The following is a 24,262-nucleotide window of genomic DNA, read 5'->3' as shown; positions in this document are numbered from 1 at the left end:
GTGTATTCACGTATGCGTAAGCAATCAGATACCAGGCCCGCTCACCGCGGGCTTTTTTTTGAACACAAAACAGAGATGCAGACCATGCAAACAGACAAACCGGCACTCGAACTGCTCACCTGCGACGGCCTTTATCGCGAAAACCCGACCGCCGTCTTCCACCAGCTGTGCGGCGCGCGTCCTGCGACGCTGCTGCTGGAATCCGCTGATATCGACAGCAAGGACGATTTGAAAAGCCTGCTTCTGGTCGACAGCGCCTTGCGCATTACCGCCAACGGTGACACTGTCACGATGGAAGCGCTGAGCGCCAACGGCACGTCGCTGCTCACCTTACTGGACAAGGCGCTGCCGGAGACGATTACCGTTGAATCGCGCCCGCAGGGCCGCACGCTGCGCTTCCCGCCGGTAAGCGCGCTGCTGGATGAAGACGCGCGTCTCTGTTCGCTGTCGGTGTTCGACGCGTTCCGCCTGTTGCAGGCGCTGGTCACCCTGCCGGACGCCGAGCGCGAGGCGATGTTCTTCGGCGGGCTGTTCGCCTATGACCTGGTCGCCGGTTTTGAGGATTTGCCGCCGCTCACGCAGACCAACAGCTGCCCGGATTACTGTTTTTACCTCGCCGAAACCCTGCTGATTATCGACCACCAGACGCGCACCACGCGCATTCAGGCGAGCCTCTTTACGCCAGATGCCGCGGAAAAAGCGCGTCTCAGCCAGCGCCTTGCGCAAATTCAGCTGCAACTGCAGGAGCCGCCCGCGCCGCTGCCGGTTGAAACGGTGCCGCAGATGCGCTGCGAATGCAGCCAGAGCGATGAAGAGTACGGCGCGGTAGTGCGTGAGATGCAAAAGGCGATTCGCGCCGGGGAGATTTTCCAGGTGGTGCCGTCGCGCCGCTTCAGCCTGCCCTGCCCCTCGCCGCTCGCGGCCTACGACACGCTGAAAAAGAGCAACCCGAGCCCCTATATGTTTTTCATGCAGGACAGCGAGTTCGCGCTGTTCGGCGCCTCGCCGGAAAGCTCGCTGAAATATGACGGCGTCTCGCGCCAGATTGAGATTTACCCCATTGCCGGCACCCGCCCGCGTGGACGCCGTGCGGACGGCTCGCTGGACCGCGATCTCGACAGCCGCATTGAGCTTGAGATGCGCACCGACCACAAAGAGCTCTCCGAGCACCTGATGCTGGTGGATCTGGCGCGCAACGATCTGGCGCGTATCTGTACGCCGGGCAGCCGTTACGTCGCGGATTTAACCAAAGTGGACCGCTACTCGTTTGTGATGCATCTGGTCTCCCGCGTAGTGGGCGAACTGCGCCGCGATCTCGACGTGCTGCACGCCTACCGCGCCTGCATGAATATGGGCACGCTGAGCGGCGCGCCGAAAGTGCGCGCGATGCAGCTTATCGCGGGCGCGGAAGGTCAGCGTCGCGGCAGCTACGGCGGCGCGGTGGGCTATTTCACCGGCCACGGCGATCTCGACACCTGCATCGTTATTCGCTCCGCCTGGGTGGAGAACGGTATCGCCACGGTGCAGGCGGGCGCGGGGGTGGTGCTTGACTCTGTCCCGCAATCTGAAGCTGACGAAACCCGTAACAAAGCCCGCGCGGTACTGCGCGCCATCGCCGCTGCCCATCACGCACAGGAGACTTTCTGATGGCCGACATTCTGCTGCTCGATAATATCGACTCTTTTACATACAACCTGGCGGACCAGCTGCGCGCAAACGGCCATAACGTGGTTATCTACCGCAACCATATTCCGGCGCAGACGCTGATTGAGCGTCTCGCCACCATGCACAACCCGGTGCTGATGCTCTCCCCCGGCCCTGGCGCGCCGTCAGAGGCGGGTTGCATGCCGGAGCTGTTAACCCGCCTGCGCGGCAAACTGCCGATTATCGGCATCTGCCTCGGCCATCAGGCTATCGTCGAAGCCTACGGCGGTTATGTCGGCCAGGCGGGAGAAATCCTGCACGGCAAGGCGTCGAGCATTGAACACGACGGCCAGGCGATGTTCAGCGGGCTGATGAATCCGCTCCCGGTGGCGCGCTATCACTCGCTGGTGGGCAGCGATATTCCCGCAGGGCTGACGGTCAATGCGCAGTTCAACGGCATGGTGATGGCGGTGCGTCACGACGCCGACCGCGTCTGCGGCTTTCAGTTTCACCCGGAGTCGATTCTCACCACCCAGGGCGCCCGCCTGCTGGAGCAGACGCTCGCCTGGGCGCTGACCCGCGCCGAGCAGCAAAACAGCGTTCAGCCGATTCTGGAAAAACTCTATCAGGCCGAGGTGTTGAGCCGTGAAGAGAGCCATCAGCTGTTCAGCGCCGTGGTCCGCGGCGAGCTGAAACCCGAACAGCTGGCCGCCGCGCTGGTGAGCATGAAAGTGCGCGGCGAGCATCCGGTGGAAATCGCCGGCGCCGCCAGCGCGCTGCTGGAAAACGCCGCGCCGTTCCCGCGCCCGGATTACGCGTTTGCCGATATCGTCGGCACCGGCGGCGACGGCAGTAACAGCATTAATATCTCTACCGCCAGCGCGTTTGTGGCGGCCGCGGTGGGCCTGAAAGTAGCAAAACACGGCAACCGCAGCGTCTCCAGCCGTTCCGGCTCGTCGGATCTGCTGGCCGCGTTCGGCATTAATCTGGAGATGAAAGCCGAGGCCTCGCGCCAGGCGCTGGATGAGCTGGGCGTCTGCTTTCTGTTCGCGCCGAAATACCACACCGGCTTTCGTCACGCTATGCCAGTGCGCCAGCAGCTCAAAACCCGCACGCTGTTTAACGTGCTCGGGCCGCTGATTAACCCGGCGCATCCGCCGCTGGCGCTGATTGGCGTCTACAGCCCGGAGCTGGTGCTGCCCATCGCCGAAACCCTGCGTGTGCTGGGCTATCAGCGCGCGGCGGTGGTGCACAGCGGCGGGATGGATGAAGTGTCGCTGCACGCGCCGACGCAGGTCGCGGAGCTGCGCGATGGCGAGATCCACAGCTATCAGCTTACCGCCGCCGATTTTGGCCTTGAGCCTTATGAGCAGGCAGAGCTTGCGGGCGGCACGCCGGAAGAAAACCGTGACATTCTCAGCCGCCTGTTACAAGGTAAAGGCGAGCGCGCGCACGAAGCCGCCGTGGCCGCCAACGTCGCCATGCTGATGCGTCTGCACGGCGAAGAGGATTTACAGGCCAACGCACGTAAAGTGCTTGAGGTACTGCGCAGCGGCGCCCCTTATGACCGCGTTACCGCACTGGCAGCAAGAGGATAAGAGATGGAAACCGTTTTAGCGAAAATCGTCGCTGATAAAGCGCTCTGGGTGGAAGCCCGCAAGGCACAACAGCCGCTGGCGAGCTTTCAGAATGATGTCGTACCGAGCACGCGCCGTTTTTATGACGCGCTGCAGGGCGCCCGCACCGCTTTTATCCTGGAGTGTAAAAAAGCCTCTCCGTCAAAAGGCGTGATCCGCGCCGACTTTGACCCGGCGCGCATCGCGGCCGTCTACAAGCATCACGCCTCAGCGATTTCCGTCCTGACCGACGAGAAATATTTTCAGGGCAGCTTTGACTTCCTGCCCCTGGTCAGCGCGATCGCCCCGCAGCCGGTGTTGTGCAAAGATTTTATTATCGACCCGTACCAGATTTATCTGGCGCGCTTTTATCAGGCGGACGCCTGCCTGCTGATGCTCTCGGTGCTGGACGACGACCAGTATCGCCAGCTTGCGGCTGTGGCACACAGCCTGAGCATGGGCGTTCTGACTGAAGTGAGTAATGAAGAGGAGCTGGAGCGCGCCATTCGCCTTGAGGCGAAAGTGGTCGGCATTAACAACCGCGACCTGCGCGACCTTTCTATCGACTTAAACCGCACCCGTGAACTGGCGCCGCGTTTGGGTCATGGCGTGACGGTGATCAGCGAGTCCGGTATTCATACTTACGGCCAGGTCCGCGAGCTGAGCCGTTTCGCCAATGGTTTCCTGATAGGCTCGGCGCTGATGGAGCATGACGATTTGGAAACCGCGGTGCGCCAGGTGCTGCTGGGCGAAAACAAAGTTTGCGGGCTGACCCGTGCACAGGACGCGCAGAGCGCCTGGGAGGCGGGCGCGGTGTTCGGCGGGCTGATTTTTGTGGCCTCCTCGCCACGCGCCATTACCGATGACCAGGCTCGCGCGGTGATTGACGCAGCCCCGCTGCGCTATGTCGGCGTTTTCCGCGACGCGCCGCTGGATGATGTGGTAACAAAAGCGCGGCAGCTCGCACTTAGCGCCGTACAGCTTCACGGCGATGAAGATCAAACCTATATCAGCGCACTGCGCGCCAGCCTGCCGGAAACAACGGCTATCTGGAAAGCGCAAAGCGTCAGCCACGCGCTCCCGGCCCGCAATCTGCAATACGTCGACCGTTACGTGCTGGACAACGGTCAGGGCGGCAGCGGTGCGCGTTTCGACTGGTCGCTGCTCGAAGGGCAACCGCTTGATAATGTAATGCTGGCGGGCGGACTTGGCGCGGATAATTGCGTGCAGGCCGCACAGCTCGGCTGCGCGGGACTCGATTTCAACTCCGGGGTGGAGAGCGCGCCGGGCATCAAAGACAGCGACAAGCTGGCGGCGGTATTCAGAACCCTGCGGGCTTACTAAAGGAAGATGACGATGAGCACACTGTTAAACCCCTATTTTGGCGAATTCGGCGGCATGTATGTGCCGCAGATCCTGATGCCCGCGCTGCGCCAGCTGGAAGAGGCGTTTGTCAGCGCCCAGAGCGACGCGGAATTCCAGGCGCAGTTTACCGACTTGCTGAAAAACTACGCCGGTCGCCCGACAGCGCTGACCAAATGTCAGAACCTTACCGAAGGCACCCGCACCACGCTGTATCTCAAGCGTGAAGACCTGCTGCACGGCGGCGCGCATAAAACCAACCAGGTACTTGGCCAGGCGTTACTGGCCAAACGCATGGGTAAAACCGAAATTATCGCCGAAACCGGCGCGGGTCAGCATGGCGTGGCGTCAGCGCTGGCAAGCGCCCTGCTCGGCCTGAAGTGTCGCATTTATATGGGCGCGAAAGATGTGGAGCGCCAGTCGCCGAACGTGTTTCGCATGAAGCTGATGGGCGCCGAAGTGATCCCGGTCTACAGCGGCTCCGCGACGCTGAAAGACGCGTGCAACGAGGCGCTGCGCGACTGGTCTGGCAGCTATGACCGCGCGCATTATATGCTCGGCACCGCCGCAGGCCCGCATCCGTTCCCGACCATCGTGCGCGAATTCCAGCGCATGATCGGCGAAGAGACGCGCGCGCAGATCATGGAAAAAGAAGGCCGCCTGCCGGATGCCGTGATCGCCTGCGTCGGCGGCGGCTCCAACGCCATCGGCATGTTCGCTGACTTTATTAACGACACTAACGTGGGCCTGATTGGCGTCGAGCCTGCCGGTCACGGTATCGAAACCGGCGAGCACGGCGCGCCGCTCAAGCACGGGCGCGTGGGGATCTATTTCGGCATGAAGGCGCCGATGATGCAGACCGACGATGGCCAGATTGAAGAGTCTTACTCGATCTCCGCCGGTCTCGATTTCCCGTCCGTCGGCCCGCAGCATGCGTACCTCAACAGCACCGGACGCGCGGAATATGTGTCGATTACCGATGATGAGGCGCTGGAAGCGTTCAAGACGCTGTGCCGTCAGGAAGGGATTATCCCGGCGCTGGAGTCGTCGCACGCCCTCGCCCACGCGCTGAAAATGATGCGCGCTGACCCGGAAAAAGAGCAGTTGCTGGTCGTCAACCTCTCCGGGCGCGGCGATAAAGATATCTTCACCGTTCACGATATTTTCAAAGCACGAGGGGAAATGTAATGGAGCGTTATCAGCAGCTGTTTGACCGCCTGACAGCCCGTAAGGAAGGCGCGTTTGTTCCCTTTGTGACCCTGGGCGACCCGTCGCCGGAGCAGTCGCTGCAGATTATCGACGCGCTGGTGGAAGGCGGCGCCGACGCGCTGGAGCTCGGTATTCCGTTCTCCGATCCGCTGGCAGACGGCCCCACCATTCAGAGCGCGACGCTGCGCGCGTTCGCCTCAGGCACCACGCCCGATCAGTGTTTCGAAATGCTGGCGGCGGTGCGCCAGAAATACCCGGATCTGCCCATAGGGCTTCTGATGTACGCTAACCTGGTATTCAGTCGCGGCATTGATGAGTTCTACGCCCGCTGTGCGGCGGTGGGTGTCGATTCCGTGCTGGTGGCCGACGTGCCGGTAGAAGAATCGGCGCCGTTTCGCCAGGCCGCGATGCGCCACAACGTCGCGCCAATTTTTATCTGCCCGCCAAACGCGGATGACGATCTGCTGCGCCAGATTGCCTCTTATGGACGTGGCTACACCTATTTGCTGTCGCGCGCGGGCGTGACAGGCGCCGAAAATCGCGCCGCGCTGCCGCTGAATCATCTGATTGCGAAACTCACCGAGTACCACGCCGCGCCGCCATTACAGGGCTTCGGGATCTCCGAGCCTGCGCAGGTGAAAGCCGCTATCGAGGCCGGAGCCGCAGGCGCTATCTCCGGCTCGGCGATCGTGAAGATCATTGAGAATAACCTCAACGATCGTGCCGCCATGCTGGACGCGCTGAAAACATTTGTTCGCGATCTGAAAGCCGGTAGTTTACCCGCATAACCCCTTGCGTTAAAAAAAAGCGCGAGCGATCGCGCTTTTTAATTTCCCCCAATATCAGGGACATCCCGCTTTTCATTCACAAATTTTCATGCGAGTCCAGCGACACGATCGGTTTTTGAGCAAAATCTTAAGGCACGCGTCGCATTCCTGACCAAAACTTATTCTCATGACAACGAAGCCCGGCAGCAAACGCAGCACGTTTGCCCGCCCGCCGCGTAGGAGACGGCAGGTTTCGGTGACCAGAGCGTTGTTGGAGCCACCCACTACGGCACAGAAGCCGCCCCGGCAGGATGACCGGCGGAAAGCGTGGCAACTGACTTCAGACCATAAACCGCGTGAAAACGTAACGCGCAATCGCAGCCGGAACCGTCTGGCTGGATTACGGGAAAGGGTGGAGGTGAAGATGATTAACCAGCATATGATGAATAAAGCTCGCCGTGCAGCACGTGAAGCGTTAACCAAACGAAACGCCCGCAAATGGGATGAAGCTAACCGCATTATGCGTCAGGCTGCCGCCAGCGCATTCCACTGAGAGGCCGCAGAGGCTGATAATATTGACAGCGGCGACGCACGCCAGACCGGTTTATCCATTCAGCCAGCGGCAATAAAAAAACCAACCCCTTGAGGTTGGTTTTTTTATTGGCGAAAGCGCATCTCGAAGGCGCGCGGTATCAGAAGCGATAGCCCGCCGAGAACATGAACACCCACGGGTCGAGGCGGGTATCGATATTCTGTTGCTGACCGCCCGCTTTGAATTTGACGGTGGTGTCGATGTCCATGTACCAGACAGACATGTTAATCAGCCAGTCTTTGTTCACCATGTAATCCAGCCCCACCTGACCGGCGGCTCCCCAGGAGTCGTCAACGCTCAGATCGCTCAGACCGCTTTTTTTACCGGTATCGTTAAAATCTTCATCAAAGAACGTGGTGTAGTTGATGCCTGCACCGATATAAGGGCGCAGCTTGCTTTGCGAATCGCCGAAATACCACTGCGCCATGAGGGTTGGCGGCAATTGATGCACGGTCGCAAGATCGCCGGTCGGGCCCAGACCGACTTTATGACGAAATGGCGTCGCCGCCAGCAGCTCCACGCCGATATTGTCGGTCGCCATATACGTGAAGGTCAGGCCGAGCTGAGTGTTGTTATTTACCTTAAAGCCGCCCATGCCCAGCACGTTGTCAGACCCCTCTGACGGACGCACGGTCGCCGTACCGGCGCGCATAAAGAAATCCCCCGCTTCATGCGCTGAAGCCATACCCGAAAAACAACCCGCTACCGCCATCGCCACGATAAGTTTTTTCATTCCCGTTTCCCTTCTGAGGTTTTATTTGCGGGGTGAATATACTCACTACGCGTTAAGAAGTGATCCAACACAGATCACATTCGGCCAGCTAATTTAACATTCATTGATCTGAATTAATTTCCGCTCATCTTACGGCTTCGATGAATTTGATTTCAGGTCAATTTTCGCCGTTCTGAACGTCAAAAATATTCCCCATCCTCCCTCTTGAAAGTCGTCACGGGGGTGGATAATTTAACGTCTTCACAATATTGAAACGATGCGTTGTTTAGTTGCAGGTGAATGATGAGCGATCTCAACCCGTGCATGACGTGCGGAGCCTGTTGTGCTTATTTTCGTGTCTCTTTCTACTGGGCCGAGGCGGATGACGCCGGCGGTCTTGTCCCGGCTTCCCTTACCGAGCCGCTCACCCCCTTTTTGCGCTGCATGAGCGGCACCAACCAGAAACAGAGCCGCTGCGTGGCGCTGGAAGGCACGCCCGGCGAGGCGGTACGCTGCACAATTTATGAAAACCGGCCGTCGCCGTGTCGGGAATTTGCGATGTCCGGCGAAGGCGGTGTGGTGAACGAGGCGTGTAATCGCGCCCGCGCCCGCTATGGCCTGCCCCCGCTTCCTGACAATTCCTTACCTGTAGCGCCCCTTTACAGCGCTGCCACTGCGCCATCATCCAGGGTACAATTGCCGGCGGAATAACATCTGCCAACCCAAGGAGAGTGCATGTCTATCACGGCAAAATCCGTTTACCGTGACACGGGTAATTTTTTCCGCAATCAGCTGGTGACCATCCTGCTGATTGCGCTGCTTTGCGCCTTTATTTCTATGATCCTCGGTCGCGCCTTCACGCCGGACGCGGATCAACTGGCAATGCTGAGCGAGGGTGATGCGCTGAGCAACAGTGCCAGCCTGTTTGAGCTGGTGCAAAATATGACGCCGGAACAGCAGCAGGTGCTGCTGAAAGCCTCCGCTGCCTCGACGTTTTCCGGCATGTTCGGCAATACACTGCTGGTGGGCGGCGTTCTGCTGCTGATTCAGGCGGTCTCCGCCGGACAGAGCGTCAGCGCGCTGCGCGCGATTGGCGCCGCCGCACCGCTGCTGCCTCGCTTATTCATCCTGATCTTCCTGACCACCTTTCTGGTGCAGATGGGTATTATGCTGGTGGTGGTGCCGGGCGTGATCCTTGCGATTTTACTGTCGCTGGCGCCAGTGATGATGGCGCAGGATAAAGCGGGCATTTTCGGCTCGATGCGCAGCAGTATGCGGCTTGCGTGGCGCAATATGCGCCTGGTGGCGCCTGCGGTGCTGCTGTGGTTGCTGGCCCGTACCGCCCTGCTGCTGTTTACGCCTGCCTTTGCCGCGCTGACGCCGCAAATCGGCGCGGTGGTTGCCGGCACTCTCAGCAACCTGCTGACGGCGCTGCTGCTCATTTATTTATTCCGGTTATATATGCTTATCCGGGAATGACCCTTTTGCCCACGGGCGGTGGTCGCACGTGGGCCTTCTGATGGAACCGATGTATGAAGCAGTTACTCGATTTTTTGCCGCTGATTGTTTTTTTTGTCGTCTATAAATTGCATGACATTTTCTGGGCGACCGCGGCGCTGATCGTCGCCACTGCGCTGGCGGTTATCTACAGCTGGTATAAATACCGCAAGGTCGAAAAAATGACGCTGGTGACCTTCGTGCTGGTCGCGGTATTCGGCGGGCTGACTATCTATTTCCACAATGCGGAGTTTATTAAGTGGAAAGTGACCATTATTTACGCCCTGTTTGCGGGTGCGCTGCTGATTGGGCAGTGGGTGATGAAAAAGCCGCTGATCCAGAGCATGTTGGGTAAAGAGATAACCCTGCCCGCGCAGGCGTGGTCGCGCCTAAACCTCGCCTGGGCGATGTTTTTCATCTTCTGCGGCCTGTTGAATATCTATGTCGCCTTCTGGCTGCCGGAGGCGGTTTGGATGAATTTTAAAGTGTTTGGCATTCCGGGCCTGACGCTGGTATTCACCCTGCTGAGCGGCGTTTACATCTACCGTCACATGCCGCAGGAAGAAAAATAACGCTTCCCGGTACGCCAAATATGCAACGCCCCCGCGGTCATTCCCCGGGGGCTTTTTTATGCGCGTTTTTCCAGACTGGCTATCTTCCTGTTTTCACTATGCGCTTCTTTATTACGCGCACACATTTAGAGCAAATGTGGAGAAATCATGGAGATTCCCCTCAACCTGTTGTAATGATAATTGTTATCATTATCATGCCGTTTTGCGATAACATTTCTACACAAAATGGAATAATTGATAATGTTTGAAAAAAAGCATGACATTCGCAAGCCACTGGCGCTGGCGGTGGCCTCACTTCTCGGGAGCGGAGCCTGGGCCGCGCAGGCGGCGGATGTGGACGACGGCGATGTAATGGTCGTTCAGGCCACCGCAGAGCAGGCGCTGAAGCAGCAGCCCGGCGTTTCTGTTATTACCGCGGATGACATCGAAAAAGACCCGCCGGTCAACGACCTTTCAGACATTATTCGCAAAATGCCCGGCGTTAACCTGACCGGCAACAGCGCCAGCGGCAGCCGCGGCAATAACCGCCAGATTGACATTCGCGGCATGGGCCCGGAAAACACATTAATTCTGGTCGATGGTGTCCCGGTTACCTCACGTAACGCCGTGCGCTACAGCTGGCGTGGTGAGCGCGATACACGAGGCGACACCAACTGGGTGCCTGCCGAGATGGTGGAGCGCATCGAAGTGCTGCGCGGCCCTGCGGCGGCGCGTTACGGCAGCGGCGCGGCAGGCGGCGTGGTAAATATCATCACCAAACGCCCTACCAACGACTGGCACGGCTCGCTCTCACTTTTCACCAACCAGCCTGAAAATGACAAAGAAGGCGCTACCCGACGCGCCAACTTCAGCCTGAGCGGCCCACTGGCAGGCGACGCGCTGACCATGCGCCTTTACGGCAATCTGAACAAAACCGATGCCGACGATTACGACATCAACACTGCGCAGAATGGCTCTTACGCCGCCGGGCGCGAAGGGGTGCGCAATAAAGATATCAACAGCGTGGTTTCCTGGAAGATAACGCCGGAGCAGATCCTGGATTTTGAATACGGCTACAGCCGCCAGGGCAACATCTATGCGGGCGACACCCAGAACAGTAACAGCAATGTCAGCCCCAACGGGCTTGTTCCCTCGCTCTACGGCCACGAAACCAACCGCATGTATCGCCAGAGCTACGGCATTACTCATAACGGCATCTGGGACTGGGGCCAGTCGAAAACCGGCTTCTATTACGAAAAAACCAACAATACGCGTCTTCAGGAAGGGACGACGGGCCGCGTCGAAGGCATGATCACCGATGAGAAATACAGCACCAGCCGGCTCGAAAACTATCGCGCCAGCAGCGAAATCAACGTGCCGCTGAGTCTGCTGGTGGATCAGACCATGACGCTGGGTGCGGAATGGGATCGTGAAGAGCTCAACGACCCGGCATCCATGCAGGCGACCAACGTCAATAACACCACAATTGGCGACGTTTCCGGCGACGCGTCCTCGCGCAGCAGTAAAAACAGCGCGACCCTCGGTGCCGTCTATTTTGAAGACAATATCGATGTCCTGCCCGGTACCGTCGTCATCCCCGGGCTGCGTTACGACCACCATAACCAGTTCGGCGGCAACTGGAGCCCAAGCCTCAACCTCTCCCAGGAGCTGGGCGATAACGTGAAGCTGAAGGCTGGTATCGCCCGCGCGTTTAAAGCGCCAAACCTCTATCAGTCGAGCAAAGGCTACCTGCTCTCCACGCGCGGCAACGGCTGTCCGATTGGCGTGAGCGGCAGCTGCTATCTGCTCGGCAATGAAGATCTGAAGCCGGAAATCAGCATCAACAAAGAGATCGGTCTGGAATTCACCAAAGAGGGTTTTGACGCAGGGATCACCTGGTTCCGTAACGACTACCAGAACAAGATAGTCTCAGGCGACAAGGTGATTGGCTACGCATCCAATGGCAACAATATCCTTCGCTGGGAAAACGGCGGTAAAGCCGTAGTGGAAGGCCTCGAAGGCAATCTGACTATTCCGGTGCTGAAAGATGCGCTGAACTGGCGCACCAACGCCACTTATATGATCAAATCGGAAACCAAAAAGAACGGCAATCCGCTGTCGGTTATCCCGAAATATACCGTCAACACTATGCTCGACTGGCAGGTGAACGACAAACTTTCCACTAATCTCAACTGGACGTTCTATGGCCGTCAGAAGCCGCGTCAGGCGGCAGAAATTCGCCTTGAGGATGGCGGCAACCTTTCCCACAAGGAAGTTGGCGCGTACTCCATTGTCGGCGTGGGCGTGAACTATTCGCTGACCAAAAATCTGCGTCTGAACGGCGGCGTCAGCAACCTGTTCGATAAAACGCTGTATCGTGAAAACGAAGGCGCTTCCACATACAACGAACCGGGCCGCGCCTACTACGCGGGCGTCACGATGACCTTCTGAAAGGTAACGGGGAGGCACGCCTCCCCTTTTCGCTGTCACAAGATAGCACCTGTTCCTGCCTGCTTTTCCCGCCTTCACCTTGTCGCTGCCAGTGGTATGATACGTTCGCTCCGCGCCCTTCGGCTTTGCCCGCGTGCGGACCGATAACCTGAAAACAACAACTGAGAAGCCCCATGACGACAGAGCAAGCCACCCCACAAGGTGAACTGGTTTTACGTACCCTGGCCATGCCCGCTGATACCAACGCCAACGGCGATATCTTTGGCGGCTGGTTGATGGCGCAGATGGATATTGGCGGCGCAATCCTTGCCAAAGAGATTGCGCATGGACGTGTGGTAACGGTGCGCGTGGACGGCATGACGTTCCTGCGCCCGGTGGCGGTCGGCGATGTGGTCTGCTGTTATGCGCGCTGCGTGAAGCGTGGCAACACCTCGGTGACAATCAATATTGAAGTCTGGGTAAAGAAAGTCTCTTCCGAACCGCTCGGCCAGCGCTACCGCGCCACCGAAGCGCTGTTTATTTATGTCGCGGTAGATGACGACGGCAAACCGCGCCCGCTGCCGCCCGTGGCGTAACGCCATAAAAATCCCCCTACCTGGAAGGGGCATTGATATCGTCTCTGTGGGGCATACTAAAAGCCCTAATAAAAAATTCCGGCCTGTTCTGAAAGATTTAAATCCAAAGACAATAAGGCAAAGCCAAAACCTGTCGCTGACTACCTCCACAGGAGGTGGTGTTCAGATGGGTATAAAAAAAGCCAGAGACGATGCTCTGGCTTTTCTGACTGGCGGGACGTTATTGCATGGTGGCTCCGCCGTTGATGCGGAACACAATATTCACAATCAGGCCGGTGCCCGGTTTTCCGGCTTCATAACGCCATTTACGCATCGCCTGTTTCACCTCACGCTCGAACATATTGGCGGGTTTGGCGGAGAGGATCTGCACGTTTTCCACGCTGCCGTCCGCCGCGACGTCAAATTTTACCCGCACCTGACCTTCCATACGCAGCGCATAAGCGCGCGCAGGGTATTGCGGCTGATTGCGGCTTAGCGCGCGTGGGCCTGCCGGCGCAACATTCGCTGGCGCTGCGGGCGCCGGACGCGACGCGGTCGTGGTGGCGCGCGTCGGAGTGTTGTTTTCAAACGGTGACGCCGGACGCGGCTCAGCTGGTTTAACTTCCCGCTTCGGCCGCTCCTCTACCTTTTTCACCGGTTTGGGCTTTGGTTTCGGCTTAGGTTTTGGCTTCGGTTTTTCAATAACCACCGGCGCCTCTTTTGGCGGCTCCGGCACCGGCTCGGGTTCCGGTTCAGGCTCGGCGACAGGCTCTGGCGGCGGCTGCACCACTTCCGGCTGCGGCGGTTCAAGCGCTTCAGGCGCGACCATCGTCACCGAAATCGGCTGAGAAGGCGCCGGCATTTCAACAACCTGATTTACCGAAGTATAAAGCACAGCCGCCGCCACAATGGCGCCATGGATCGCGACGGAAAGCAGTGTCGGCCACGGAAAACGGCGAGGCATATCGAGGGTCATTGAAGTCATAGTCGTTTCACTGAATGAATGAGGGCTTAATTTTAAATGCAAATAGCAATCATATTCAACAACTCAGCCTGATTCGGCCTGATTTGTTCAGCGAAGTGGCGAAATTTACCGCTTAAATGTTAAGGATTTAACAGGCCTTTTATGTTTACGTTGCACACTCTGCGGCTTTCACCTACCGTTATTCACCTTGCCGTTTCATAAAAGGAGTGCGACGTGCTTTATGTAATTTATGCGGAAGATGTGGCTGATTCTCTGGAAAAGCGTCAGTCGGTGCGCCCTGCGCATCTGGCTCGTTTGCAGCTGTTGCATGATGAGGGCCGTCTGCTGACTGCAGGGCCAATGCCTGCGGTAGACAGCAACGATCCGGGTGCGGCGGGTTTTACCGGCTCAACGGTGATTGCCGAATTCGCCTCGCTGGATGCCGCTCAGGCCTGGGCTGAAGCCGACCCGTATATCGCGGCGGGCGTCTATAAGACCGTGGCGGTGAAGCTGTATAAGAAAGTATTCTGACCGCCGCCATCAGGCTGCGTGAACCTTAAGGGCATTAACTGACGTTATGCCCTTTTTTTGCACGGTCATGTTACTTAACGAGTGTTATTTGCCGCCCGGCACCAGGCGCAGCATCGTCACGGAAGCGTTATTTCTTGCGGCATGACACTTATGTGACGTCACAAACTGACGGGCCGCTTCGCAGGCGGAGACGCTCTCCGGCAAGCGCTGGCTGGCGGTCACGGCCTCTTTGGCAAAGCCGAAAATACCGCTGGTTAAATTTCTGTCTTCGAAAGTTCTGGGACGTGCGCCGCAGGCTCCTTTGCGTAACAAAAATTTATGGATTTCTGTCAGAAATTCCTCTTGCTTGGTCATAAACGCTCCATCAGTTACGGATGAAAGTTGCAGTTGCAGGAATACAAGTTCTCGATGACATTAATCTAACCTGGCCGGACCAGAAACAATCGCCGGAAATAACATTAAAAATGCTTCATTTTACATTAGAGCAATTATCACCGGCGGGAATACAGCATATATTTCAAAGTGTGAATTTACGTTAAGTTATGGAAACAATTTTAATGCGTTGATTTTTAAGGATTATAAACAACTCATTCAGCATAATCTCACTTATGAAATATTTAAAAATGAACGGCTTTCGTTGTCGATTTTTTATACCAGAATATTCCTAATTTTATTTAAACTCATTAGCGCGGCGCGGGAAGTCACTTGCCGGAATTTATCTCAAATTAGACGAAATCATACGGGTGAGGAAAAGGATATAACAGCGGAATTAGCGCGGCGGTAAATGGCGAAAGGGAGTGTGTCAGAGAGGTATTCGGGGGCACCGCAGGCGGTGCCCTTTCACTACGTTTAGCGATCGTGGATGGCAAACAGCAACGAATTGCGCTGGCGATTCACAAGACATTTTCTGATAGCGTGAATTCGCATATTGCGTCGGGATTGTGCTTCCAGCCAGCGAGCTTTACGCCGTTGAGACTGTCGCTGCATGCGCCAGCGCCCAACTTCCGTTCTACTACGCCTCATTTCTGATACTCTTGACTGAAACAGAACCGTCATTATAGCCCCTTCCCGCCCGCAGGCCAGCGCTTTTCTGGCAGGTTCTTATTGGTGTGCGACGGCGTTATGCGTAAACTCTTAACGATACGCTTTTTAAAGGATTTTTAATCTATGACAACCTTCTACACGGTCGTGAGTTGGCTGGTCATTCTGGGATACTGGTTGCTTATCGCAGGCGTGACGTTGCGCATTCTGATGAAACGCCGCGCCGTTCCCTCCGCTATGGCCTGGCTGCTGGTCATTTATATTCTCCCGCTGGTTGGAATAGTCGCGTATCTGTCTGTCGGCGAACTGCATCTTGGCAAACGCCGTGCCGAGCGCGCGCGCGCCATGTGGCCCTCCACGGCGAAATGGCTCAACGATTTAAAAGCCTGTAAGCATATCTTCGCCGAGGAAAACAGCGCCGTGGCGAGCGCCCTTTTTCAGCTATGCGAGCGCCGCCAGGGTATCGCGGGTGTCAAAGGTAATCAGTTACAATTGCTGACCACCTCCGATGACGTGATGCAGGCGCTGATCCGCGATATTCAGCTCGCCCGGCACAATATCGAGATGGTCTTTTATATCTGGCAGCCTGGCGGCATGGCGGATCAGGTGGCGGAATCGCTGATGGCGGCGGCCCGCCGCGGGGTGCACTGTCGACTGATGCTCGACTCCGCAGGCAGCGTCGCGTTTTTCCGCAGCCCCTGGGCGGGTATGATGCGCAATGCGGGTATCGAAGTGGTGGAAGCGCTGAAGGTCAACCTGATGCGTGTATTCCTGCGCCGCATGGACCTGCGTCAGCATCGCAAAATGATCATGATCGACAACTATATTGCCTATACCGGCAGTATGAACATGGTCGACCCGCGCTATTTCAAACAGGATGCGGGCGTCGGCCAGTGGGTGGATCTGATGGCGCGCATGGAAGGCCCGGTCGCCACCGCGATGGGTATCGTTTACTCCTGCGACTGGGAAATTGAAACCGGCAAACGGCTGCTGCCCCCCGCGCCGGATGCCAATATCATGCCGTTTGAACAGGCGAGCGGACACACTATTCATACCATCGCCTCCGGCCCCGGATTTCCGGAAGATCTCATTCACCAGGCGCTGTTAACATCAGTCTATGCAGCGCGTGAATATCTGATTATGACTACGCCCTACTTCGTACCGAGCGACGATCTGCTACATGCCATTTGTACGGCGGCGCAGCGCGGTGTAGATGTAAGCATTATTCTGCCGCGTAAAAACGACTCACTGCTGGTGGGGTGGGCCTCACGCGCGTTCTTCAGCGAGCTGCTGGCGGCGGGTGTGAAGATTTATCAGTTCGAGGGCGGCCTGCTGCACACTAAAAGCGTACTGGTTGACGGCGAGCTGAGCCTGGTCGGCACTGTTAACCTGGATATGCGCAGCCTCTGGCTTAACTTTGAAATTACGCTGGTTATCGATGACGCGGGATTCGGCGCCGATCTGGCCGAGGTACAGGATGATTATATCTCCCGCTCGCGCCTGCTGGATGCGCGCCTGTGGGTGAAACGTCCGTTCTGGCAACGCGTGGTAGAGCGACTGTTTTACTTCTTCAGCCCGTTGCTGTAAAACGTGCCCAACATCATTTACTGGGGTAGTCACGATGGAAATGGATCTGAATAACCGCCTGACGGAAGACGAAACGCTCGACCAGGCCTATGACATTTTTCTGGAGCTGGCGCCGGATAATCTCGATCCGGCAGATATCATTCTGTTTAATTTACAGTTTGAAGAGCGCGGCGGCGCGGAGCTGTTCGACCCGTCTGAAGAGTGGCTTCAGCATGTCGATTACGATCTGAACCCGGATTTTTTCTCCGAAGTCGTCATCGGCCTTGCCGAACAGGACGGCGAAGAAATTACCGACGTTTTCGCCCGCGTACTGCTGTGCCGCGAAAAAGATCACAAGCTGTGCCACATCCTGTGGCGTGAATAATTGCCAGCGGCGCGGCATCCGCCGCGCTATTTCTCCCCTGCCATTTTCGTCCCACACGCCTGACAATAGTTCGCCTGCGCGTCATGTGACGCTCCGCATGCCGGACAGCGCCGCGCCGCTTTTCGCTCCGCCAGCGCGCTGGTCATCTGCGCGGTAATAATCCCCGTCGGAATCGCAATTACCGAATAGCCGATAAGAATTAACAGCGACGCCACGGCTCGCCCTCCTGCGGTATGCGGCGTGATATCGCCGTAGCCAACCGTCGTTACCGTCACCACGGCCCAGTAGACCGACGTGCCGAGCGTCGTAAAACCGCTGGCGGCACCTTCAATGCCGTACATCAGAGAGCCTGCGATGACCATCACAATGGAGATAAACGCATAGAACACGATAAGCTGGTGACGGGCGTTGACTATGGCCTGCCAGAGTATGCTTGCGGATGACATCATGCGCAGCAGCTTGAGAATACGCAGCACGCGTACGGCGCGTAGTGCCCGCCAGATGAAGAGATAGTTCATGCCAAGCTCCGGCCAGAGCCACAGCACATAGAGCGGCAGCACCGTCGCCAGGTCGATAATGCCCCAGAAGCTCAGTGCGTAGCGCGCCGGATTGGGCCAGACGGCAAGGCGCAGCAGATATTCCAGCGTAAAAACGCATGTGATGCCCACCTCCAGCGAGACGAAGAGGTGCCATTCGTCATAGGTGAGATGGTACTGGGTGCCGATGCCTGACTCGATAAAAACGACGATGACGCTGAACAGCGCGAACAGGCCACAGAGCGCTTCAAAGCGTCGGCCGCTGCGCTGGCGTTGATCGAAGAGGAGATGGTATGCGCGTTGACGAAACTCTGTTATCCCTGACACGTTGTCCTCGCAGAAAAAAGGGCTGGCACCTGCCAGCCCTTGCGATTATAACGGGTCCACCTTCAGGCAGGAAACCGCATGGCGGAAACTGCCCTCCAGCACCGGTCGCGTCTGGGCGCATTCCGGGCCGGCCATTGGGCAACGGGTGCGGAACACGCAGCCAGACGGCGGATTAATGGGCGATGGCAGCTCGCCTTCCAGCAGTTGAATGGTCTTATTCTTTTCCAGATCCGGGTCCGGGATCGGCACCGCCGACATCAGCGCGCGGGTGTAAGGGTGTAGCGGATGATGATAAACCTCATCATAGGTGCCAAGCTCGACCGCGTGACCGAGATACATCACCAGCACGCGATCGGAAATGTGCTTCACCACCGCCAGATCGTGGGCGATAAAAATCAGCGACAGGCCCATTTCGCGCTGCAATTTCTGCAACAGGTTCACAACCTGCGCCTGAATCGACACATCAAGCGCGGAGACCGGTTCATCGCAGATGATGAGCTTCGGCTCCAGGATCAGCGCACGGGCGATACCGATACGCTGGCACTGGCCGCCGGAAAACTCATGCGGATAGCGGTTAACCAGGTTTGGCAGCAGGCCCACTTTCATCATCATCGCTTTGACGCGGTCACGCACTTCCTGACGCGACATTTTCGGATGATAGGTACGCAGCGGCTCGGCGATGATATCGCCGATGGTCATACGGGGGTTCAGCGAGGCCAGCGGATCCTGGAAAATCATCTGGATATCGCTGCGCACATCGCGCCACTCTTCCGGCTTCATACCCATCAGATCTTTGCCAAGCCACGCGACGCGGCCGCTGGTGGCTTTTACCAGGCCAATAATGGCGCGCGCGAAGGTAGATTTGCCGCAGCCGGACTCACCCACCACGCCCAGCGTTTCGCCTTCGTACAGGCGCAGCGTTACGCCATCGACCGCTTTTAATGTTTTGGACGGCTGCCAGAACCACTGTTTGCCGTCTTTGATGTCAAAATGCACCTTCAGGTCGGCCACTTCGAGCAGGACTTTTCTCTCTTCAGCTACGGTGCTCATTTCAGCTCCTCCACCGGTTTAAAGCAGGCGCGCAGGCGGCCTGGAGCGAACTCCTCAAGCGGCGGCGCGGTGCTGCAGATCTCCATCGCATGCGGGCAGCGTGGCTGGAACGGACAGCCTTTCGGCAGGCGCAGCAGGTTCGGCGGGTTGCCTGGAATAGTGAGCAGCGATTCCCCTTCCGCGTCGAGACGCGGTACGGCGTTCAGCAGACCGATGGAATACGGGTGCGCCGGATCGTAAAAGACATCGCGCGCTTTGCCATATTCCATGGTGCGGCCCGCGTACATCACCAGTACTTTGTCGCAGATGCCCGCCACCACCCCGAGGTCGTGGGTGATCATAATGATGGCGGTGTTGAATTCACGCTTCAGCTCGTTCAGGAGCGTCATGATCTGCGCCTGGACGGTGACGTCGAGCGCGGTCGTCGGTTCGTCGGCAATCAGAAGTTTGGGACGGCACAGCAGCGCCATCGCAATCATCACGCGCTGACGCATACCGCCCGAAAACTCGTGCGGATACATACGCATGCGCTTGCGTGCTTCCGGCATTTTCACTGCATCCAGCATGCGGACCGACTCTTCAAACGCTTCGCCTTTGCCCATGCCTTTATGCAGCATCAGCACTTCCATTAGCTGTTCGCCGACACGCATATACGGGTTCAGCGACGTCATCGGATCCTGGAAAATCATCGAAATCTGCTCGGCGCGCAGGCGGTTAAGCTCGCGCTCCGGCAGGTTGAGGATTTCACGGCCGTTGAATTTTGCCGAGCCGCCGATGCGGCCGTTGGCGGCGAGCAGGCCCATCAGCGCGAACGCGGTCTGGGATTTGCCGGAGCCGGATTCGCCGACGATACCGAGCGTTTCACCGGCGCGCAGGCTGAAGTTCAGGTCGTTGACCGCAGTCACGTCGCCGTCAGGCGTCCCGAAGGTGACGCGCAGATCTTTAACATCCAGCAGCGTCGCTTGTGACGCGGCGGCAGTCTGCGGCGCAGAGAGTTCAATGGTGCTCATGGCGGCACTCCTTAACGATCTTTCGGGTCGAGGGCATCACGCAGACCATCGCCGATAAAGTTAAAACAAAACAGGGTGACCACCAGGAAACCCGCCGGGAAGAGCAGCAGCCAGGGCGACACTTCCATCGAGTTGGCGCCATCACTCAGCAACGCGCCCCAGGAGCTGAGCGGCTCCTGCGTACCGAGGCCGAGGAAGCTTAAAAAGGATTCAAAGAGGATCATGCTCGGCACCAGCAGCGAGGCGTAAACCACCACGACGCCCAGCACGTTCGGCACAATATGACGCACGACGATATTGGCCGTCGACACGCCGCCGACCTGGGCTGCTTCGATGAACTCTTTACGTTTCAGGCTCAGCGTCTGGCCGCGCACGATACGCGCCATGTCGAGCCAGGAGACCATCCCGATAGCAACAAAAATCAGCAGGATGTTCTGACCGAAAAAGGTCACCAGCAGAATGACGAAGAACATGAACGGGAAGGAGTTGAGGATCTCCAGCAGACGCATCATCACCGAATCCACTTTGCCGCCGAGATAGCCGGAAAGCGAACCGTAGAGCGTGCCGACGATCACCGCCACCAGCGCCGCCGCGACGCCAACCATCAGCGAAATGCGCCCGCCGATAGCGACGCGCACCAGCAGGTCGCGCCCGGAGGAGTCGGTGCCGAACCAGTGACCGGATTCGGTATCTGGCGCGCTCGACATCATGCCCCAGTCGGTATCGAAATAGTTGAACTGCGACAGCATCGGCGCCAGGGTTACAAAGAGCGCGATAATGGCCAGCACAATCAGGCTCGCCACCGCCGCGCGGTTATGCATAAAGCGACGGCGGGCATCCTGCCACAGGCTACGCCCTTCTACTTCCAGTTTTTCACTGAAGTTTTCCAGCGCCTCGCTGTTTTTCTTACTCAACATCATGGCGTACTCCAGTGTCAGTAACGAATTTTCGGATCGATAACGGCATACAGCACATCGACGATCGCGTTAAACAGAATGGTCAGCGCGCCGACCAGAATCGTCAGGCTCAGTACCAGCGAGTAATCGCGGTTGAGCGCGCCGTTCACGAACAGCTGGCCGATACCCGGCAGGCCATAAATGGTTTCAATAACCATTGAACCGGTGATGATCCCGACAAACGCCGGTCCCATGTAGGAGAGCACCGGCAGCAGCGCGGGTTTCAGCGCGTGGCGCAAGATAATGCGACGCATCGGCAGCCCTTTGGCGCGAGCGGTACGGATAAAGTTGGAATGCAGCACTTCAATCATCGAGCCGCGAGTGATACGCGCGATGCTGGCGATATAAGCCAGAGAGAGCGCGACCATCGGCAGGATCATGAATTTCAGCGCCCCGCCGTTCCAGCCGCCGCCAGGCAGCCAGTGCAGGGTTATTGCAAAGATCATCACCAGCAACGGCGCCACCACAAAGCTCGGAATGACCACGCCGGTCATCGCCACCCCCATGACGGCGAAATCCCATTTGGTGTTTTGCTTGAGCGCGGCCATCACACCTGCCGCGACGCCCAGCACCACCGCAAGTAAAAACGCTGCGGCGCCTAATTTAGCGGAAACCGGGAAACTGGAGGCCACCAGATCGTTAACCGAATAGTCCTTATATTTAAAGGACGGACCGAAATCACCTTTCGCCAGCTGCTTCAGATAATTGAAGTACTGGGTCATGATGGGGTCGTTAAGATGATATTTCGCCTCGATATTCGCCATGACTTCCGGCGGAAGATTACGTTCGCCGGTAAAAGGACTGCCCGGCGCGAGACGCATCATAAAGAAGGAGATAGTAATTAGAATAAACAGCGTCGGAATCGCTTCCAGACAGCGACGTAAAATAAATTTCAACATTGCCCGTACCTTCTGGCGTGTGCCTTTGACTCACGGAAAAATAAGACACAGTGGGGCAGAAAGCCCTGCCCCACGCATTGCCATTAATGTTTGATAATATACAGGTTTTTAACGTAGATATTATCCAGCGGGTCTTTCCCGGTGTAACCACCCACCCACGGTTTCACCAGACGGGCGTTCACGTAGTAATACACCGGCACGATGACTGAATCTTTATCCAGCTGCTGCTCCGCTTTGTTGTAGAGCTCGCTACGCTGCGCTTCGTCGGAGACCTGCAGCGTTTCCTGCATCACTTTATCGAACGCTTCGCTCTTATAGTGCGAGGTGTTGTTCGAGCTGTTGGACAGCATGGTGTTCAGGAAGGAGGTCGGTTCGTTGTAATCTGCACACCAGCCCGCACGCGCCACGTCGAAGTTGCCCTGATGACGGGTATCCAGGAAAGTTTTCCACTCCTGGTTTTCCAGCTTCACGTTCACGCCCAGGTTTTTCTTCCAGATAGACGCGGCGGCGATCGCCAGTTTTTTATGCAGGTCGGAGGTGTTGTACAGCAGATCGAATGTCAGCGGTTTATCAGCCGTGTAGCCTGCTTCCGCCAGCAGTTTTTTCGCCTCAGCGTTACGCTGCTCCTGAGTCATTTTGAACCAGGCCGGCTCGGTGAATTTCGCGCCATCGGTGTACGGCGGGGTATAACCATACGCCGGCAGGTCGCCCTGGTTTTTCACTTTGTGGACGATGATGTCGCGATCCAGACCCAGTTTCAGCGCGGTACGTACGCGCGGATCGTTAAACGGCGCTTTCTGGTTGTTGATTTCGTAATAATAAGTGCACAGGTACGGATCGACGTGCACTTCTTTTGGGATCTCTTTTTTCAGCTTCTGGAACAGCTCAATCGGCATGTTGTTATAGGTCATGTCGATTTCGCCGCTGCGGTAACGGTTAACGTCCGTCACTTCAGAAGAGATAGGCAGATAGGTGACTTCGTTAATAACAGTCTTCGCGTTATCCCAGTAGTTGGTATTGCGCTCAAGCACGATGCGCTCGTTCACCACCCAGGATTTCAGTTTGTATGCGCCGTTAGAAACGATGTTTGCCGGCTGGGTCCATTTCTCACCAAATTTCTCAACGGTGGCTTTCGGCACCGGAGACATAGAGGAGTGCACCAGCAGCTTATAGAAATAGGGCACCGGCTCGCTCAGAGTCACTTCCAGCGTGTGGTCGTCAATCGCTTTTACGCCGAGATCGGTGGCCGGTTTTTTACCGGCGATGATGTCGTCGATATTGGTGATATGGCCATACTGCAGATAGCTTTCATACGGAGAGGCGGTTTTCGGATCAGCCAGACGCTGCCAGCTGTAAACGAAATCCTGTGCTGTGACCGGCTCACCATTGGACCATTTCGCGTCTTTACGCAGATGGAAAGTCCAGACTTTGAAATCTTTGTTATCCCACTTTTCGGCAACGCCCGCGCTCGGGTGGCCTTCCACGTCGGTCACCAGCAGACCTTCAAACAGATCGCGGTTGATGTTCGACTCAGGCACGCCTTCAATTTTGTGCGGGTCGAGAGACTGGACTTCCGAACCATTATTGCGCACCAGCGTCTGTTTTTCCGCCAGCTGCACACCCGCAGGAACATTCGCAGCCATTGCGTTACCCGCGATTAGCGCAGAAAGGATACCCGCCGCTACCAGACTTTTTTTTGTGATGATGGACATTGTGTTGGTACTCCACTCATTATTATTACTGACCAAAGTCAGCCCGTTCTCCCCTTTATGGGGACCTGTGCAGCGCAGGAGCTTTCGCGTCTGCCAGGTGGTTTTTCTTTTTACTACTTGCTATCACCGACTTTATTTATCACGGCCGCTCTCTGGCAGCCTGGCGTCGATTCTTTTTCTGCCCTTCCCTGTTTAAGGGCAGTCTCTTTTCGCGCGTCCTGTTGAAGGAAAGCGCTTTCATACGAAAATCATTCTCATCTGCTGATAATTCGCAGGCAAATGTTTTGCCGGAAAGTATCAAATGCGTGAATTGTGCGCCAATACAATTTA

General features: G+C 57.1%; 24 protein-coding genes and 1 other annotated feature (1 of these 25 cut by a window edge). Of the genes, 14 read left to right on the top strand and 10 right to left on the bottom strand.

Annotated features, from left to right (window positions below; translation table 11 throughout):
• Positions 1–60, top strand: a sequence feature (Trp leader region); it begins 33 nt to the left of the window's first position.
• A 24-nt stretch (positions 61–84) separates the two neighbouring features.
• From BJP61_RS10175 to BJP61_RS21700, 6 genes are all read left to right on the top strand, one after another.
• Positions 85–1,647 carry an anthranilate synthase component 1 gene (locus BJP61_RS10175; RefSeq protein WP_075193087.1) on the top strand — a complete coding sequence of 521 codons (1,563 nt, stop codon included), beginning with the start codon at positions 85–87 and terminating at the stop codon, positions 1,645–1,647.
• Entirely contained in the window at positions 1,647–3,242 is a 1,596-nt protein-coding gene (trpD, locus tag BJP61_RS10170; protein WP_075193070.1) for a bifunctional anthranilate synthase glutamate amidotransferase component TrpG/anthranilate phosphoribosyltransferase TrpD, read from the top strand. Before BJP61_RS10175 ends, trpD begins: the two co-directional genes overlap by 1 nt.
• Positions 3,243–3,245: 3 nt before the next feature.
• Positions 3,246–4,604 (top strand): bifunctional indole-3-glycerol-phosphate synthase TrpC/phosphoribosylanthranilate isomerase TrpF, encoded by a 1,359-nt coding sequence (gene trpCF / locus BJP61_RS10165; RefSeq protein ID WP_171998236.1) that lies wholly within the window; start codon positions 3,246–3,248, stop codon positions 4,602–4,604.
• 12 nt (positions 4,605–4,616) lie between these two features.
• Complete coding sequence (trpB, locus tag BJP61_RS10160; protein WP_038862598.1) at positions 4,617–5,810, top strand: tryptophan synthase subunit beta; 1,194 nt, start codon at positions 4,617–4,619, stop codon at positions 5,808–5,810.
• The gene (trpA, locus tag BJP61_RS10155) at positions 5,810–6,619 is read left to right on the top strand and encodes a tryptophan synthase subunit alpha (protein WP_038862594.1); all 810 of its coding nucleotides are present in this window, start codon (positions 5,810–5,812) and stop codon (positions 6,617–6,619) included. Before trpB ends, trpA begins: the two co-directional genes overlap by 1 nt.
• A 403-nt stretch (positions 6,620–7,022) precedes the next feature.
• Positions 7,023–7,151 (top strand): hypothetical protein, encoded by a 129-nt coding sequence (locus BJP61_RS21700; RefSeq protein WP_255485526.1) that lies wholly within the window; start codon positions 7,023–7,025, stop codon positions 7,149–7,151.
• A 139-nt stretch (positions 7,152–7,290) separates the two neighbouring features.
• Here BJP61_RS21700 and ompW read toward each other — a convergent pair whose 3' ends face one another.
• Positions 7,291–7,923, bottom strand: a complete 633-nt coding sequence (ompW, locus tag BJP61_RS10150; RefSeq protein ID WP_038862591.1) for an outer membrane protein OmpW — start codon at positions 7,921–7,923, stop codon at positions 7,291–7,293.
• Positions 7,924–8,205: 282 nt separating this feature from the next.
• Here ompW and BJP61_RS10145 point away from each other — a divergent pair, with 282 nt between their 5' ends.
• The 5 genes from BJP61_RS10145 (at position 8,206) to yciA (ending at position 12,976) form a co-directional block, all read left to right on the top strand.
• Entirely contained in the window at positions 8,206–8,613 is a 408-nt protein-coding gene (locus BJP61_RS10145; RefSeq protein ID WP_038862590.1) for a YkgJ family cysteine cluster protein, read from the top strand.
• Between the two features lie 24 nt (positions 8,614–8,637).
• A complete protein-coding gene (locus BJP61_RS10140; protein WP_161580222.1) occupies positions 8,638–9,381 on the top strand; it encodes a YciC family protein in 744 nt (247 codons plus the stop codon).
• 53 nt (positions 9,382–9,434) lie between these two features.
• The gene (locus BJP61_RS10135) at positions 9,435–9,971 is read left to right on the top strand and encodes a septation protein A (RefSeq protein WP_038862586.1); all 537 of its coding nucleotides are present in this window, start codon (positions 9,435–9,437) and stop codon (positions 9,969–9,971) included.
• A gap of 240 nt (positions 9,972–10,211) precedes the next feature.
• On the top strand, positions 10,212–12,401 hold the full coding sequence (locus BJP61_RS10130) for a TonB-dependent siderophore receptor (protein WP_171998235.1): 2,190 nt from the start codon (positions 10,212–10,214) through the stop codon (positions 12,399–12,401).
• Between the two features lie 173 nt (positions 12,402–12,574).
• Positions 12,575–12,976 carry an acyl-CoA thioester hydrolase YciA gene (yciA, locus tag BJP61_RS10125; protein WP_075193066.1) on the top strand — a complete coding sequence of 134 codons (402 nt, stop codon included), beginning with the start codon at positions 12,575–12,577 and terminating at the stop codon, positions 12,974–12,976.
• A gap of 220 nt (positions 12,977–13,196) precedes the next feature.
• Here yciA and tonB read toward each other — a convergent pair whose 3' ends face one another.
• Entirely contained in the window at positions 13,197–13,940 is a 744-nt protein-coding gene (tonB, locus tag BJP61_RS10120; protein ID WP_201764740.1) for a TonB system transport protein TonB, read from the bottom strand.
• A gap of 213 nt (positions 13,941–14,153) precedes the next feature.
• On the opposite strand from tonB, the gene BJP61_RS10115 reads away from it, so the two are divergent.
• Positions 14,154–14,450 (top strand): YciI family protein, encoded by a 297-nt coding sequence (locus BJP61_RS10115; protein WP_171998234.1) that lies wholly within the window; start codon positions 14,154–14,156, stop codon positions 14,448–14,450.
• Positions 14,451–14,534: 84 nt separating this feature from the next.
• Here BJP61_RS10115 and BJP61_RS10110 read toward each other — a convergent pair whose 3' ends face one another.
• Positions 14,535–14,804, bottom strand: coding sequence for a hypothetical protein (locus BJP61_RS10110; RefSeq protein WP_038862582.1), 270 nt, complete (start codon positions 14,802–14,804; stop codon positions 14,535–14,537).
• Between the two features lie 495 nt (positions 14,805–15,299).
• Entirely contained in the window at positions 15,300–15,473 is a 174-nt protein-coding gene (locus tag BJP61_RS10105; RefSeq protein ID WP_100207185.1) for a YciY family protein, read from the bottom strand.
• Positions 15,474–15,617: 144 nt separating this feature from the next.
• Between BJP61_RS10105 and cls the strand changes: the two genes are divergently transcribed.
• Complete coding sequence (gene cls / locus BJP61_RS10100) at positions 15,618–17,078, top strand: cardiolipin synthase (protein WP_038862581.1); 1,461 nt, start codon at positions 15,618–15,620, stop codon at positions 17,076–17,078.
• A gap of 34 nt (positions 17,079–17,112) precedes the next feature.
• Positions 17,113–17,442, top strand: coding sequence for an HI1450 family dsDNA-mimic protein (locus tag BJP61_RS10095; protein ID WP_108695667.1), 330 nt, complete (start codon positions 17,113–17,115; stop codon positions 17,440–17,442).
• 26 nt (positions 17,443–17,468) lie between these two features.
• On the opposite strand, the gene BJP61_RS10090 is transcribed toward BJP61_RS10095, so the two are convergent.
• The 6 genes from BJP61_RS10090 to oppA all read right to left on the bottom strand — a co-directional run bounded on the left by BJP61_RS10090 (position 17,469) and on the right by oppA (position 23,932).
• Positions 17,469–18,305 (bottom strand): ion transporter, encoded by an 837-nt coding sequence (locus tag BJP61_RS10090; RefSeq protein ID WP_038862580.1) that lies wholly within the window; start codon positions 18,303–18,305, stop codon positions 17,469–17,471.
• A gap of 45 nt (positions 18,306–18,350) precedes the next feature.
• Positions 18,351–19,355, bottom strand: a complete 1,005-nt coding sequence (gene oppF, locus BJP61_RS10085) for a murein tripeptide/oligopeptide ABC transporter ATP binding protein OppF (RefSeq protein WP_038862578.1) — start codon at positions 19,353–19,355, stop codon at positions 18,351–18,353.
• A complete protein-coding gene (locus tag BJP61_RS10080) occupies positions 19,352–20,365 on the bottom strand; it encodes an ABC transporter ATP-binding protein (protein ID WP_038862577.1) in 1,014 nt (337 codons plus the stop codon). The genes oppF and BJP61_RS10080 overlap by 4 nt, the downstream gene beginning before the upstream one ends.
• An 11-nt stretch (positions 20,366–20,376) precedes the next feature.
• A complete protein-coding gene (gene oppC / locus BJP61_RS10075; RefSeq protein ID WP_171998233.1) occupies positions 20,377–21,285 on the bottom strand; it encodes an oligopeptide ABC transporter permease OppC in 909 nt (302 codons plus the stop codon).
• A 14-nt stretch (positions 21,286–21,299) separates the two neighbouring features.
• Positions 21,300–22,220, bottom strand: a complete 921-nt coding sequence (gene oppB, locus BJP61_RS10070; RefSeq protein ID WP_038862574.1) for an oligopeptide ABC transporter permease OppB — start codon at positions 22,218–22,220, stop codon at positions 21,300–21,302.
• Between the two features lie 83 nt (positions 22,221–22,303).
• Entirely contained in the window at positions 22,304–23,932 is a 1,629-nt protein-coding gene (gene oppA, locus BJP61_RS10065) for an oligopeptide ABC transporter substrate-binding protein OppA (protein ID WP_161580219.1), read from the bottom strand.
• Between the last annotated feature and the right edge of the window lie 330 nt (positions 23,933–24,262).

The sequence above is a fragment of the Cronobacter sp. JZ38 genome, from assembly GCF_008932145.1.
Classification (GTDB): Bacteria; Pseudomonadota; Gammaproteobacteria; order Enterobacterales; family Enterobacteriaceae; genus Cronobacter; species Cronobacter muytjensii.
This window is presented reverse-complemented; position numbering and strand designations above follow the sequence as displayed.